Below are 13,682 nucleotides of genomic sequence, written 5' to 3' on the forward strand. Positions count from 1 at the left end.
TATAGACGGTGCGAGCAGACCCCAAAGCGTTTTCCTAAACAAAATTTAGCCAGCCAAACTTTGGCTAAAGAATGTTCCGATTTCATGCCATCCCTTCGACAATGCGCGCCTTTCGTGACCGATCGGCGCGTGTCTCGCGCCGGCCGTCGCGGCACTGAAGAAGGAGCCCGACATGACCGACCCCACCGCCAATCCGCCTCCGCCGCCCGCGCCCCCCTCCACACCGCCGCGCCGCCGCCGCGTATGGCGCACGCTTGCGGGCGCGCTGCTCGGCCTGACGCTCGCGTGCGCGGGCATCGGCGCCTGGACGATCGATCGCATCTGGACGCAGCTGCCGTCCGTCGAGCACCTGGCCGTCTATCGTCCCGCGCTGCCGCTGCGGATCTTCTCGCGCGACGGCGACCTGCTGGCCGAATACGGCGTCGAGCGGCGCGAGTTCGTGCCACTCGAACGCATCCCGCCGCTGATGCGGCACGCGCTGCTCGCGGCCGAGGACGCAAAGTTCTACGAGCACGGCCCGGTCGATGTCGGCGGCCTCGCGCGCGCAACGTTCGCGAACGTCGTCACCGGGCAGCCGGGGCAGGGCGGCAGCACGATCACGATGCAGGTCGCGCGCAACTTCTACCTGACGCGCGACAAGGTGCTGAGCCGCAAGCTCGCCGAGATCCTGATGGCGGCCAAGCTCGAACGCGCATACAGCAAGAACAAGCTGCTCGAGCTGTACATGAACGAGATCTATCTGGGCGAGCGCGCATACGGCTTCGCGGCCGCCGCGCACGTGTACTTCGGCAAGCCGCTCGACGCGTTGAGCGCGGGCGAAGCGGCCGTGCTCGCCGGGCTGCCGAAGGCGCCGTCCGCGTTCAACCCGGTCGTCAATCCGGCGCGCGCGACCGCGCGGCGCAACTACGTGCTCGGCCGGATGCATGCGCTCGGCCAGCTCGACGATGCGGCGTATCGCGCGGCCGTCGACGCGCCGATCGCGCTGGCGACCACGCCGCCACCCGGCATCATCGCGGCGCCGTACGTCGCCGAGCGGGCGCGCCGGATGATGGTCGAGCGGTTTCATGACGACGCGTACACGCTCGGCCTCGACGTGACGACGACGATCTCGATGCGCGACCAGCGCGCCGCCGAGGCCGCGCTCGAGCGCACGCTGAGCCGCCAGTCGCGCGCGACACGCGATGCGCGCAACGGCCTCGAAGGCGCGCTCGTGTCGCTCGATGCGGCCACCGGCGACATGCTCGCGCTGGTCGGCGGCGCGGATTTCAATCGCAACGTGTTCGACCATGCGCTGCAGGCGTATCGGCAGCCGGGGTCGAGCTTCAAGCCGTTCGTCTATTCGGCGGCGCTGGAGAAGGGCTACTTCCCCGGCGTGCTCGTCGACGATACGCAGCGCACGCTCACACACGCGGAAACCGGCGCGCGGCCGTGGCGCCCGCGCAATTTCGCGAACAACTACGAGGGTTTCATCCCGGTGCGGAGAGGGCTCATGCGCTCGAAGAACCTCGTCGCGGTCAGCCTGATGCAGGCCACCGATGCGCGCTACGTGCAGCAGCACGCGGTGCGTTTCGGCTTCGATGCGCAGCGCAATCCGGCGTCGCTGCCGCTCGCGCTCGGCGCGGGCGCCGTGACGCCGCTCGAACTCGCGAGCGCATATAGCGTGTTCGCGAACGGCGGCACGCGGATGGAGCCGCGCCTGATCCTGTCGGTGAAGCAGCGTCACGGCGGCGCGATGTACGAGGCGACCGTGCCGGCGGGCGAGCGGGTCGTGTCGGCGCGCAATGCGTTCGTGATGGACAGCATGCTGCGCGACGTCGTGCGTGCCGGCACCGCGCGCGGCGCGCTCGCGCTCAGGCGTGACGACGCGGCCGGCAAGACGGGCACGTCGAACGGGTCGAAGGACGTATGGTTCGCCGGCTATTCGTCGGGCATCGTCGCGGTCGCGTGGCTCGGCTACGACACGCCGCGCCCGATGGGGCGCGCGACCGGCGCGACGCTTGCGCTGCCGGTCTGGCTCGACTACATGAAGACGGCCGTCGACGGGCGCACGCCGGTCGATGCGACGCCGCCGCAGGACGTCGCGCTCGTCGACGGCGATTTCGTCTACGCCGAATACACGCGCGGCACGTGCACGGCCGACGTGCCGGCGTATATCCGCAGCCGCTTTGCGTGCGGCGGCGCGGCGGCCGTCGATGCGCCGGATGCATCGGCCGACCACGGCCAGCGCGACGAACCGATGCCGGCCGCCGTCGATGCGGCCGAGCGCGAACGCGTGCTCGACCTGTTCCGGACCGACGACTGACGCGCGCGATGCATACGCTCTACCTGATTGCGATCGTCGCGGAAGCGATGTCGGGGGCGCTGATGGGCATGCGGCGCGGAATGGACCGCTTCGGGCTCGCGCTCGTCGGCGCGGTGACGGCGCTCGGCGGCGGCACCGTGCGCGACGTGCTGCTCGGCCACTATCCGCTCGGCTGGATCGCGCATCCCGAATACCTGGTGATCACGCTCGTCGCGGCGACCGTCGCGTCATGGGCCGCGCGGCACGTCGCGCGGATGAAGACGCTGTTCGTCACCGTCGACGCGATCGGCCTTGCGGCGTTCACGATCATCGGCTGCGACATCGGCGCATCGACCGGCACGGCGCCGATCATCGTCGTGCTGGCCGGCGCGATCACGGGCGTGTGCGGCGGGATGCTGCGCGATTTACTCTGCAACGAGATGCCGCTGATCCTGCGCGAGGAACTGTATGCGAGCGTCGCGTTCGCCACGGGCGCGCTGTATGTCGGGATGCAGCATGTCGACATCGATGCGGGATTCGCGACGCTCGTCGCGCTGGCGGCCGGCTTCTCGATGCGGATGCTCGCGGTGCGGCTCGGCTGGAAGATGCGGACCTTCGGCGCGGCGGACGTCGAGCATTGAGCGTTCGTGCTCATGCCTGCCGTGCCGGCATTCAGTCCGGCTGCATTACCTGAAAGACGTTCCCTTCCGGATCGACGCCGTCATACAGTCGGAACGGGAAGCCATCGTAGCGCTTGGGATCGCGGACGGTCACGCCATCTCGGGCGAGCCGGTCGCGATGCGCGTCGAGATCGGCGTCGATCCTGAATACGAGTTTCACGTTGCTGGTGGTTGCGTACGCGTTCGTGTTTGCGAATGCGGCCGCATCACGGAACGCCGGCCCGGCCCGATGCAGCGCGAGTGCGATCGCGCCTGCGTCGAGCACGACCCATTCGACGTCGATTTCCTCGATGACGGGCAGTGCGAAATATCGTTGGTAGAACGCTTTCAGCAACGCGACGTCGCGGACGTACAGGATGATGCGGGTCATCGGAAGCGGCACGGAGGTTTCCTCGAAAAGGGGCAGACGAACGATCTCGAGCGAACGCCGCCGCTGACGGCAGCGCACGACGCTACGATCATGCGACACACGCCCGCGCTACGCGGGCACCATCACCGGCGGCGTCCCGTCGCCGGTTTCCACCCTCTTCACCGCGAAGCCATAGCACCGCGCGATATGGGCCGGCGTCATCACGTCGCGCGGTGCGCCCTGCGCGACGATCGTGCCGTCGGCGAGCATCGCGATCGTATCCGCATGTCGCGCGGCGAGGTTCGGATCGTGGACGATCGCGAGCACGCCGAGCTGCCATTCGCGCGCGACGGCGCGTACGGTATCGAGCAGCCGGTGCTGGTGCGCGAGATCGAGCGCGGCGGTCGGTTCGTCGAGCAGCAGGTAGCGCGGGCCGGTTTCCGTCGCTTCGTGGTCCGGCCACAGCTGCGCGAGGACGCGGGCGAACTGCACGCGCGAGAGTTCGCCGCCCGACAGCGTCGTGACGTCGCGGCCGACGAGTGCGTCGGCCCCCGCGCGTTCGAGCGCGCGCCACGCGATGTCGCGATCGCGGTGCGCAACGACGTGGCGGGCGCCGCTGCGCCGCGCATGCGGATAGCGGCCGAGCAGCACGATTTCGTCGACGCTGAACGGGAACGCGGGCTGCGCGGCCTGCGGCAGCACCGCGCGCAGGCGCGCGAGCCGCGGCGCATCGATGCGCGCGAGCGGTTCGCCGTTCAGCGTGACGTCGCCCGTCACGCGCACGCCGTTCGGCGCGACGCTGCCGGTCAGCTCGCCGGCGAAGGTTTTCAGCAGCGTGCTCTTGCCCGCGCCGTTGCGGCCGAGCAGCGCGGTCACGCGGCCGGGTTCGATCGACAGCGACAGATTCCGCAGGATCGTGTCGTGCCGACGGGCGACGTCGAGGTGATGGGCAGTCAGCATGGTCGTCGTGAAGAAGGGATCAGCCGCCGAGCGCGCCGCGGTTCTTCCACAGCAGCGCGAGGAAGAACGGCGCGCCGAGCAGCGCGGTCAGCACGCCGAGCGGAATGTCGGCGGGCGCGGCGACCGTGCGCGCGGCGAGATCGGCCGCGAGCGTCAGCAACGCGCCGAGCAACGCGGCGCCGGGCAGCACGATGCGCTGGTCGGGGCCGCACGCAAGGCGCACGCAATGCGGCGCGACGAGCCCGATGAAGCCGATGATGCCCGCGCACGACACGAGCGCGCCGACCGCGAGCGCGACCGCGACGAGCACGCGCCGCTTCAGTCGCTGCACGGGCACGCCGAGATGCAGCGCTTCGGTTTCGCCGAGCTGCAGCGCGTTCAGCGCATCGCGTTCGCGCACGAGCAGCATGCAGCCGAGCGCCACGCACGGCGCGACGGCCGCGAGCGTCGACCATTGCGCGCCGCCGAGGCTGCCGAGGCTCCAGAAGGTCAGCGAGCGCAGCTGCGCGTCGTCGGCGACGAACGTGAGCAGCCCGATCGCCGCGCCGGCCAGCGCATTGATCGCGATGCCGGCGAGCAGCAGCAGCGGCAGCGCGAGCCGGCCGCGCGACGCGGCCAGCCGGTAGACGAGCGCCGCGACCGCGAGGCCGCCCGCGAACGCGGCGACCGGCAGTGCGACCGCACTCGCGTGGGCGGCAAAGAGCGCGGGGCCGAGCACGATCAGCGTGGTCGCGCCGAGTGCGGCGCCGCTCGACACGCCGACGAGCCCCGGATCGGCGAGCGGGTTGCGGAACAGCGCCTGCATCGCGGCGCCGGTCGCGCCGAAGCCGCCGCCGACCAGCAGCGCGAGCACGACGCGCGGCGCGCGGATGTCGAGCAGCACCGCGCGCGCCTGCTGCGCGGCCGCGTCGCCGCTCAGCGCGGCCCAGGCTTGCGCCAGCGGAATGCGGTACGCGCCGACGCACAGCGCGACGACGGCCATCGCGCCCACCAGAACGGCGAGCGCGGCGAGGACGAACGGCGCGAAGCGGCGCGACGTGCCAACACGGGCGGCGCCGGCGCGCGAGGCGGGCGACGGCGCGTTGAAGGGCGAAGCGTGAGCGGGCATCGGGTCGATCCGGAATCAGGCGAGCGCATTCGACAGGCGTCGATGCAGGGTCGTGACGGCGAGCGGCAGGCGCGGGCCGAAGCCGAGCAGGAACAGTGCGTCGAGCGACACGACGCGCCGCGCGCGGCCGGCCGGCGTTGCGCCGAAGCCGGGCGTCGCGAGCAGCGCGGCGTGGCCGCCGACGGCCGCCAGCCCTTCGTCGGAGATCAGCACGACGTCGGGCGCGGCCGCCGCGAGCGCCTCGGTCGTCAGCGGCTTGTAGTGCTCGAAGCCCTGCATCGCGTTGCGCGCGCCCGCGTAGCGGATCATCGCGTCGGCGGCCGTGCGCTGGCCCGCGACGAGCGCCTGGGTGCCGGTGTGGTTCAGCACGAACAGCACGCGCGGCGGCTGCGCGCCGCCGGGCGCGCGCGCGGCGACCGCGTCGCGCGCGGCCTGCCAGTCGCGATCGAAGCGTTGCAGCAGCAGGGTGCCGGCGTCGCGCACGTCGAGCGCCTGCGCGACGCCGGTGATCTTCGCGCGCACCGATTCGACGTCGTGGCGCTCGTCGAACGTCGTCACCGTGACGCCGGCGCCTTTCACCTGCGCGATCGCCGTCGGCGGGCCGGCTTCCGCGGAGGCCAGCACGAGATCGGGCCGCAGCGACAGCAGCCCTTCGGCCGATAGCGCGCGCTGGTAGCCGACCTTCGGCAGGCGCTTCGCGGCGTCGGGATACGTGCACGTCGTGTCGGCGCCGACGAGCCGGTAACGCGGCGTCTCGGCGCCGCCGAGCGCGAACGCGGTTTCCGCCAGCGCGCCGCCGATCATGATCACGCGTTTCGGCGCGGCGGCAGCGACCTGGGCGAGCACGCCGGCGGGCAGTGCGCCCGCGAGCGCACCGGCCGCCGCACCGGCCAGCAGCGACCGGCGGCGCGGATCGAACGGCCGCGCGCTCACCGCGCGCCCCCGCGTGCGGCCGCCGGCAGCGTCGCGACGAGCGCGCGCCAGTCGTCGCGCTCGACCTTGCCGGGCTTGCGCTCGCCGAACAGCAGCGCGACGTGGTCGCCCTGCCGGTCGAACAGCTCGAGCGACGTGACGATGCCGTCGCTCGTCGGCTTCTTCACGACCCATGCGGCGGCGATCAGGTCCTCGCGGACATGCAGGTTGAAGCCCGGATCGAGGACGTTGATCCACGCGCCGACCTCGCGCACGTTCGCGACGGGGCCCGTATGGATCTGGATCATTCCCGCGTTGCCGACGAACACCATGATCGGCTGGCCGCTTTGCGCCGCGTGTTCGAGCACGTGGCGCAACGCATGCGCGGTTTCGACCGGATACGCGTAGTGCGGATCGGCGAGGCGCAGCGCCTGCATGCGGCTCACGCCGAAGCGCTGCGTGATGCCGAAGAACTGGTGCGTATCGGTCATCGCGTCCCATGCGGCGCGAAAGCCCGCGACGTCGATCTCGCTATCGGCGCGCTCGGGCGTTTTCGGCGCGGCGGGCGCGACCGCGAGGCCCGGCTCCTGCGACTGCGCGCGCCAGTGTTCGACGAACGCGTCGTACGCGGCGTGATCGCTGTGCGCGCGCAGATAGACCTTGTGGATCGCATGGCCCTGCGCATCGAAGAACTGCAGGCTCTTCAGCGGGCCGTGCGCAGTCTCGTCGCGCACCGCGAACGCCGACACCCAGTGACGATAGAAGATGCGCAGGTCGATGTCGCCGAGCGCGAGGCCGACCGGGCCGTCGTGGCTCATCTGCGCGTATTCGCCGTCCTTTTCGTGGACGGCCGTGTCGTTGCGCGTCAGCGCCATCACGCGGCCGAGGCGCGGCATTTCCTCGAACATCGCCGGAAAGCGCGCGTCGAGCCGCACGACGTGCTCGCCGACGAACGCGGCGAGCGCCTCGCCTTCGCTGACGCCGAGCGCCTGCGCGACGTCGCGGTTGCGCAGCTGGCGCTCGGTCTTGAGCTTGACGAACGCGTCGCGCAGCGCGGCGGCCGCGCGGGCCGGCGTGGCCGATTGACCGGGAAGGGCGGATTGCATCATGTCGGACTCCTTCGAGTAACGGTTGGGATGGGCGCGCGGGCGACGCGCATCAGAAATCCACTTTCATGCTGACGGCGACGGTGCGGCCGGGCGACGAATACGCGTCGAGCACCTGCGCGTCGGACGCGAGGCCGCGCACGTCCGACCAGTTCCAGTACTTGCGGTCGAACAGGTTGCGGATGCCGATGGTCGCGCTCACGTGCTTGTTGAAACGGTAGCCGCCGCGCAGGTCGACGACGAATGAAGACGGTGGCGCGAAGCACGACGTTCTCGCCCCCGGGCATGCGTTCGCCGGGATGTCCTTGTCGCGTTTGGCGGCCTGGAACAGCAGGTCGGTCTGCACGAACCAGCGTTCGCTTGGTTCGTACCGCACGCCGAACACGGCCGAGAACGGATTGATCGTGTCGAGCGGCTGGCTGGCCGCACCGTTGTCCTGCGTCGAGCCCTTCGTGAACGCCATTGCCGTCTTCAGCGTGATGCCGTTCGGCATCACCCATTCGGCGCGGCCTTCGAGGCCGTGGATGCGCGCGTCGGCGAAGTTCACGTACTGGAACACGAACGGGTCGACCGGCCGGCCGCTGCCGGCGATCGTCGTGCGCGAGATGAAGTTGCGGTAGCGGCCGGTGAACGCGGCCGCGCTGTAGCGCACGACGCCGTAGCCGGTGCCGGCCTTGCCGCGCAGGCCGGCTTCGAACGTGTCGCTGGTTTCGGGCTTCAGGTTCGGATTGCCGATCGACGTGTAGCCGTACACCGGGTTCGAGAAGCTGCTGTTCACCTGGTCGGGCGTCGGCGCACGGAAGCCATGCGCGTACTGCACGTACGGAATGACCGCGGGCGTGATCTCGTAGAGCACGGCGACGCGCGGCGACAGTTCGTTCGCGCTCGTCGACACGGCCTTGCCGGTGAACAGCGGATCGTTTGCGGTCGGACTCAGCCGGTACGTGTCGAAGCGCAGGCCCGGCGTGACGAGCAGGCGGCCGTAGCCGATCTGGTCCTGCACGAACGCGCCGAACAGCGTGTAGTCGGTGTCGGGGAACGCCTTGTTCGGAAACGCTTCGCCGACGCCCGGCACCGTGCCGTCGCGCAGGTTCGTCACGCGCGAGACGCTGCCGTCCACGCCGTAGAGCAGCTTGTGCGCGAGCGGGCCGGTCGCGAAGCCGCTTTCGGCGAACGCGGTGCCGCCGAACGTGCGTTCCTTGTACTGGTTGTCGCGCGAACGCGAAGCCGCCCGGCCGCGCGTCTCGAACGCGTACTGGTCCTGCTTCGCGTCCTGGTAGTAGAACTGCACGTGCGCGGTCTGGAACCAGCGGAACGTGTCGTCGCGGAAGTCGTAGTCGACGCTGAAGCGATTGCGCTCGAGCCGGTCGTAGGTCGTCAGGCCGAGCGTGGTCGGCGGGCTGATCGCCGACAGCACGTCGGTGCTCACGCGCCGCTGCACCGTTTCGGCGGTGAACTTGATCGTGTCGCGCGCGGTGGGCGTCAGCACGAGCTTGCCGAGCAGCGATTCCGAATAGACGTCCTGCGGGTTCGACGTCGTGCGCAGCGTGCTCGCCGAATTGTTGCTGCCGCGCGTGTCGACCTCGTGGCCGCGCCGGCCGTCGGCGATGATCATCCCCTGGATGCGATCGTTGCCGCCCGCGGCCGACACGGTCGCGCCGATGCTGCGGTCGGTCGAGTCGTAGCTCGGCCGGAACGAGAAGTAGTAGGGCTTTCCGTAGATCGACAGCAGGTCGCGCGGGTCCTTCGTGATGAAGTTCACCGCGCCGGTCAGGCCGTCGCTGCCGTACAGCGCCGACGCCGGCCCGCGCAGGATCTCGATGCGCTTGAGCGTGTCGAGATCGGCGTAGTCGCCGCGGCCCGCTTCGAGCGGACCGAACGAAAACGCGCTCGGCAGGCGGATGCCGTCTTCCATCAGCAGCACGCGATTGCCTTCGAGGCCGCGGATGTTGATGCTCGAATCGCCGTCGCGGCCGCCGCCGAGCGCGGCGCTGCCCGGCCGGTACGCGGTGCGGCGCACCGTGATGCCCGGCTCGTAGCGCAGCGCGTCCTTGATGTTGGTGACCTGCCGTTCTTCGAGATCCTCGTCGGTGATCACCGACACGGCCGCCGCCGTGCGGCTCGCCGCAGTGGCGGTGCGGGTGGCCGTGACGGTGACGGGATCGAGCAGCGCCGCATCGCCGCGCGCGGACGCGGCGGCGGCGGTCAGGACGGCGGAAGGCGGGTTGGCGCCTTGCGGCGACGAATCGGCGTGAGCCGGGGCAGCGGACAGGCCGAACGCGCCGAACAGCGCGGCACAGATCGGCCGCCGCGCCAGCGTATAGCAATGCACAGGTGGTCTCCCATTGACGATAACAAGCCCGAAGGCTGGCTGGGCGACGCGTTCACCTGGCTGGCCCGTTTGCGCGCGACAGGCGGCAAACGGCGATTTGAAAGGCAACTGACAACCTTGTCAGTGTAAATGAGAATTGTTATCAATACAAGAACGCAAAGCGGCTCATGCGAGTGAGCACTTGCATGCACGGCTCGGGCGAGCCGTGGCGCAAAATTTGAGAGAAACAGGCACTAAGCCAGCGCTTCGATGCGAATCAGCAGGTTGCGCGCATGCGCGATGAACGCGTCGTGCGTCGCACGATCGCTGTGGCTTTCGATGCCGGCCTGTTCGGCGAACGCGATCTGTTCGGTGTAGAGCTCGACGAGCGCGCGACGTGTGTCAGGGGGAAGCGCGCGGATCATCGACACGATCAGCAGTTCCTGCGCGCGAAGCATGCCGGACAGCGATTGAGCGTTCATGCTGGCCTCCTCGGACGATGCGGCGGCGAGCCGCTCTTTCCATACTAGGCGGTTGGCGTCCGCCGTGGAGGCGAGATGCGTGTGGAGCGGCGCATGGCACGCGATTCGACGGGCAGGCCGCGCACACCGACGCTCGCCGCGGGCGTGCGGCAAGCGCGAATCGAAGCGTGCACGAATGGAGTGGAATCAGCCGGCGGCGGTGGCGGACTGCGCATCGCGCACGACCTGCGCGACGCGTTCGACGAACGCGGCGTCGACGCTCGACAGCGCTTCGAGCTTGCCGTCGGGCATCTCGACCATCAGCCGATACGTGATGTCCTGCGTGGCCCACGCGAGATAGCCGACGACGACGAGCATCACGCCGACCACCAGCGCGGCGCTCGATGCGCCGATGCCGCCCGCGACGGCGACGGCCGCGCCGATCAGCGAGATCAGCGACGGCACGAGACGGTTCTTTGGAATCTTGACGACATCGACCTGGCGGATGTCACGCAGTGCGAATACCTGCCCGGCGGCCGACAGGCCGTTGCGCGTGACCATGACGCCACGTTCGTTGAATGCGTTTTCCATCGTGTGTGACGTGGACGAAAACGCGCAGCGTAGCAGGTTTCGTTGCCGCGTCAAACGAAACCGACTGCCGCACGATGCGTGCGGCGCGGCCGGCGGACGGGAAGCGGGTGGAATGGAAACGCGTTCAGAACTGCAGCCGGCCGTCGCCGTAAAGCCGGCCCGGCACGTGCGACGCGACGACCTCGGCGATCTCTTCGTCGGTCGATTCGGCCGGCACGATCTGGCGCCGCGCGGGTGCATCGAGATGCATCGTCCACTCGACGAGACGATACGGACGGCCCCATGGCCGCTGCATTTCCACCGAGACGCGGCAGCTCTGGACCGGCAGCGAGTGTTGGCACGTCAGAATCGCGTGCAGATGGCTGAAAACGGTATCTTCGATCATCGTGGCCTCCGATCCTGTCTTGTGGGCAGTTGATGGCGGTGCCGTAGGGAGTCTCAAAAAAAAAGCCGCCGATGCTCAGGCGGCCAACAGGGGGGGTGAGAGCATCGTCTCAGCCCAGAATTAAGCGAAACTTAAAAGCGCATAAAAAAGCGCCCCGCGTGGAGCGGGGCGCTGCGTGCCGTCCTGATCCGCGCGTGACGCGGACAGTTAAGCGGATGCTTTAGAACTTGTGACGGATACCGACGCGAGCAGCCAGCTGGTTCGACGAACCGTTGCCCGACGTGTTGAAGTAGCTCGTGCTCGAACCGATCTGCGCCTGCACGTTGTTGCCCGATGCCTTCTGGTAGATGACCAGGCCGTACACGTCCGTACGCTTGCTCAGTGCGTAGTCGAGGCCCACGTTGCCCTGGTTCCAGTGCGCCGAGCTGCCGCTTTGCGTCGCGTTCGTGTACGTGTAGCCCGCTGCCGCCGACAGCGCCGGCGTGAACGCATACTTCACGCCTGCTTCGTATGCGTTGTAGAACGTGCCCGATGCGCCTGCCGCGATCGGGGTGAACTGCGTGCGCGTCCACAGCAGCCATGCCGTTGCCGGGCCGAAGACATAGCGGCCGCCGACGCCATACGTGCGCAGGTCGCGGATGTTCGTCAGCGCGATGTTCGCGATCGACGTCGAGAAGGCCGGCGTCGACTGGCTCGGGAAGCGGATGTCCGTGTACGCGGCGCCGAGCGAGAACGGGCCGTTCGCGTAGTTCAGGCCGAAGCTGTAGGCGCGCGACGAACCGGCCGTCGTCGTGGTGCCCGTCGTCGTCGACGGTGCGCCGGCGAAGTCGGTCGAGTTCGAGAAGCCGTACAACGCGCCGAACGTGAAGCCGGCGTAGTTCGCGCTCTGGAACTTCACCGCGTTGTTGATGCGGCTCGACGTCAGCTGGTCGATGTCGTTCACGTGGTAAGCGTAGTTACCCGCGACCGTGTTGCCGCCGGTCGAGTAGTTCGAGCCGAGGATGTCGGTCGAGAACGAGTACTGGCGGCCGAACGTGACCGTGCCGTATTGCGCCTGGCTCAGGCCGACGTAAGCCTGGCGACCGAAGATCGCGCCGCCTTGGCCGATCGTGCCGTTACCGCTGTTGAAGCCGTTTTCGAGCACGAAGATCGCCTTCAGGCCGCCACCGAGGTCTTCGGTGCCGCGCAGGCCCCAACGGCTGCCCTGGGCCACGCCGTCGTCGTACTTGAACAGCTTGCTGCTGCCGCCGTTGGCGGTCTTGCTGTGGTTCACGTAGCTGATACCGGCATCGATGACGCCGTACAGGGTCACGCTGCTTTGTGCGTGCGCCGTGCCGGCCGTTGCTGCGAGGGCGGCGATGGTCAACAGTTTCTTGTTCAAAGGATTCTCCGAGCGAATGAATGGCGTGTCCAGTTGCGGTTCCGGCGCTCTCTATGGAGCGCTTTCACGGACCGGCGCAACTTTATCGGCGGGCCACGTAATGAATATGACAGCGACTGTCATATGACGAATCTGTGGTGCCGATGCGACACCGAATTCTGCCCGGGTTGTATAGCGGGGGTTATACCGATTTCGGCTGAGATTCGATTCCGAACCGGAATATGCACATGAAATAAGCTTGGTTTGCCGCATCCGCGCCCCGTGCCACGATCCGTCCTCCAACAAACGACACGGGACAAGAGGACACCCCATGCGACGTTCGATTCTGACCGGCCTCGGCGCACTCGCCGCCGCGCTGGCATTCGCCGCGCCCGGCGCGCACGCCGACTCCCAAACGCTGAAGATCGGCACGATGAGCGGCCCCGACGCGCAGATCTGGACCGAGGTGACGAAAGTCGCCGCGCGCGAAGGCCTCGCGATCAAGGTCATCGAATTCAACGACTACGTGCAGCCGAACGCGGCGCTCGATTCCGGCGATCTCGACGCGAACGGTTTCCAGCACCAGCCGTTCCTCGACAGCCAGATCAAGCAGCGCGGATACAAGATCGTCAACGTGGGGCTCACCTATACCGCGCCGATGGGCTTCTATTCGAAGAAGCTCAAGTCGCTGAAGGATTTGCCGGCGGGCGCGAAGGTCGGGATCCAGAACGATCCGTCGAACGGCAACCGTGCGCTGTTGCTGCTGCAGAAGTACGGGGTGATCAAGCTGAAGCCGGGCGTCGGCGCGAACGGGGTGAACGCGACGCCGCTCGACATTGCCGAGAACCCGAAGAAGATCAAGATCGTCGAGCTTGATTCCGCGCAACTGCCGCGCGCGCTGCCCGACCTCGACGCCGCGTCGATCAACACCGACTACGCAGTGAAGGCCGGGCTCACGCCGGTGAAGGATGCGATCGCGATCGAGGATCTGCGCGGGCCGTACGCGAACCTGATCGCGGTGCGCGCGCAGGACAAGGACAAGCCGTGGGTGAAGAAGCTCGTCGCGGCCTATGAATCGGACGACGTGCGCAAGTTCATCGACCAGAAGTTTGGCGGCGCGATCGTGCCGGCGTTCTGAACGTCCTTCGCGCGCAGCGCGCGGCGGCGCAGCATCGGCT

At 68.6% G+C, this 13,682-nt stretch carries 13 protein-coding genes; 3 read left to right on the forward strand and 10 right to left on the reverse strand.

Translation table 11 applies throughout. From position 1 onward, the window contains the following. The first annotated feature begins 172 nt into the window (after positions 1 to 172). Together J8I35_RS09165 and J8I35_RS09170 are read left to right on the forward strand one after the other, a co-directional pair. Positions 173 to 2,302: a PBP1A family penicillin-binding protein gene (locus tag J8I35_RS09165; protein ID WP_124594351.1), complete on the forward strand. Its 2,130-nt coding sequence runs from the start codon at positions 173 to 175 to the stop codon at positions 2,300 to 2,302. Positions 2,303 to 2,310: 8 nt separating this feature from the next. Continuing rightward, entirely contained in the window at positions 2,311 to 2,922 is a 612-nt protein-coding gene (locus tag J8I35_RS09170) for a trimeric intracellular cation channel family protein (protein ID WP_050012154.1), read from the forward strand. A gap of 31 nt (positions 2,923 to 2,953) precedes the next feature. Here the strand turns inward: J8I35_RS09170 and J8I35_RS09175 are convergent, their stop codons facing one another. The 10 genes from J8I35_RS09175 to J8I35_RS09220 form a co-directional block, all read right to left on the reverse strand. After that, the gene (locus tag J8I35_RS09175) at positions 2,954 to 3,343 is read right to left on the reverse strand and encodes a VOC family protein (RefSeq protein ID WP_209925050.1); all 390 of its coding nucleotides are present in this window, start codon (positions 3,341 to 3,343) and stop codon (positions 2,954 to 2,956) included. A 96-nt stretch (positions 3,344 to 3,439) separates the two neighbouring features. Continuing rightward, positions 3,440 to 4,270: a heme ABC transporter ATP-binding protein gene (locus tag J8I35_RS09180; protein WP_209925051.1), complete on the reverse strand. Its 831-nt coding sequence runs from the start codon at positions 4,268 to 4,270 to the stop codon at positions 3,440 to 3,442. A 19-nt stretch (positions 4,271 to 4,289) separates the two neighbouring features. Further along, entirely contained in the window at positions 4,290 to 5,378 is a 1,089-nt protein-coding gene (locus tag J8I35_RS09185; protein ID WP_209925052.1) for an iron ABC transporter permease, read from the reverse strand. Between the two features lie 15 nt (positions 5,379 to 5,393). Continuing rightward, complete coding sequence (locus tag J8I35_RS09190; protein ID WP_209925053.1) at positions 5,394 to 6,311, reverse strand: helical backbone metal receptor; 918 nt, start codon at positions 6,309 to 6,311, stop codon at positions 5,394 to 5,396. Further along, positions 6,308 to 7,399, reverse strand: a complete 1,092-nt coding sequence (locus J8I35_RS09195) for a ChuX/HutX family heme-like substrate-binding protein (protein ID WP_209925054.1) — start codon at positions 7,397 to 7,399, stop codon at positions 6,308 to 6,310. The genes J8I35_RS09190 and J8I35_RS09195 overlap by 4 nt, the downstream gene beginning before the upstream one ends. A gap of 49 nt (positions 7,400 to 7,448) precedes the next feature. Continuing rightward, complete coding sequence (locus J8I35_RS09200; protein WP_209925055.1) at positions 7,449 to 9,728, reverse strand: TonB-dependent hemoglobin/transferrin/lactoferrin family receptor; 2,280 nt, start codon at positions 9,726 to 9,728, stop codon at positions 7,449 to 7,451. Positions 9,729 to 9,961: 233 nt separating this feature from the next. Continuing rightward, positions 9,962 to 10,189, reverse strand: coding sequence for a hypothetical protein (locus tag J8I35_RS09205; RefSeq protein ID WP_012339294.1), 228 nt, complete (start codon positions 10,187 to 10,189; stop codon positions 9,962 to 9,964). Positions 10,190 to 10,375: 186 nt separating this feature from the next. Further along, positions 10,376 to 10,759 carry a DUF6232 family protein gene (locus J8I35_RS09210; protein WP_209925056.1) on the reverse strand — a complete coding sequence of 128 codons (384 nt, stop codon included), beginning with the start codon at positions 10,757 to 10,759 and terminating at the stop codon, positions 10,376 to 10,378. Between the two features lie 124 nt (positions 10,760 to 10,883). Beyond that, positions 10,884 to 11,144 carry a DUF2866 domain-containing protein gene (locus J8I35_RS09215; RefSeq protein WP_011548992.1) on the reverse strand — a complete coding sequence of 87 codons (261 nt, stop codon included), beginning with the start codon at positions 11,142 to 11,144 and terminating at the stop codon, positions 10,884 to 10,886. Positions 11,145 to 11,364: 220 nt separating this feature from the next. Further along, on the reverse strand, positions 11,365 to 12,525 hold the full coding sequence (locus tag J8I35_RS09220; RefSeq protein WP_050012147.1) for a porin: 1,161 nt from the start codon (positions 12,523 to 12,525) through the stop codon (positions 11,365 to 11,367). Between the two features lie 310 nt (positions 12,526 to 12,835). Here J8I35_RS09220 and J8I35_RS09225 point away from each other — a divergent pair, with 310 nt between their 5' ends. After that, a complete protein-coding gene (locus J8I35_RS09225) occupies positions 12,836 to 13,642 on the forward strand; it encodes a MetQ/NlpA family lipoprotein (RefSeq protein WP_124594358.1) in 807 nt (268 codons plus the stop codon). The last annotated feature ends 40 nt before the right edge of the window (positions 13,643 to 13,682 follow it).

The sequence above is a fragment of the Burkholderia sp. CpTa8-5 genome (genome assembly GCF_017815045.1).
Taxonomy (GTDB): domain Bacteria; phylum Pseudomonadota; class Gammaproteobacteria; order Burkholderiales; family Burkholderiaceae; genus Burkholderia; species Burkholderia sola.

Coding starts and splice junctions, on each gene's coding strand:
- J8I35_RS09215 (WP_011548992.1), bottom strand. CDS start 11,144: ATGATCGAAGATACCGTTTTCAGCCATCTGCACGCGATTCTGACGTGC.
- J8I35_RS09185 (WP_209925052.1), bottom strand. CDS start 5,378: ATGCCCGCTCACGCTTCGCCCTTCAACGCGCCGTCGCCCGCCTCGCGC.
- J8I35_RS09205 (WP_012339294.1), bottom strand. CDS start 10,189: ATGAACGCTCAATCGCTGTCCGGCATGCTTCGCGCGCAGGAACTGCTG.
- J8I35_RS09195 (WP_209925054.1), bottom strand. CDS start 7,399: ATGATGCAATCCGCCCTTCCCGGTCAATCGGCCACGCCGGCCCGCGCG.
- J8I35_RS09165 (WP_124594351.1), top strand. CDS start 173: ATGACCGACCCCACCGCCAATCCGCCTCCGCCGCCCGCGCCCCCCTCC.
- J8I35_RS09225 (WP_124594358.1), top strand. CDS start 12,836: ATGCGACGTTCGATTCTGACCGGCCTCGGCGCACTCGCCGCCGCGCTG.
- J8I35_RS09180 (WP_209925051.1), bottom strand. CDS start 4,270: ATGCTGACTGCCCATCACCTCGACGTCGCCCGTCGGCACGACACGATC.
- J8I35_RS09170 (WP_050012154.1), top strand. CDS start 2,311: ATGCATACGCTCTACCTGATTGCGATCGTCGCGGAAGCGATGTCGGGG.
- J8I35_RS09210 (WP_209925056.1), bottom strand. CDS start 10,759: ATGGAAAACGCATTCAACGAACGTGGCGTCATGGTCACGCGCAACGGC.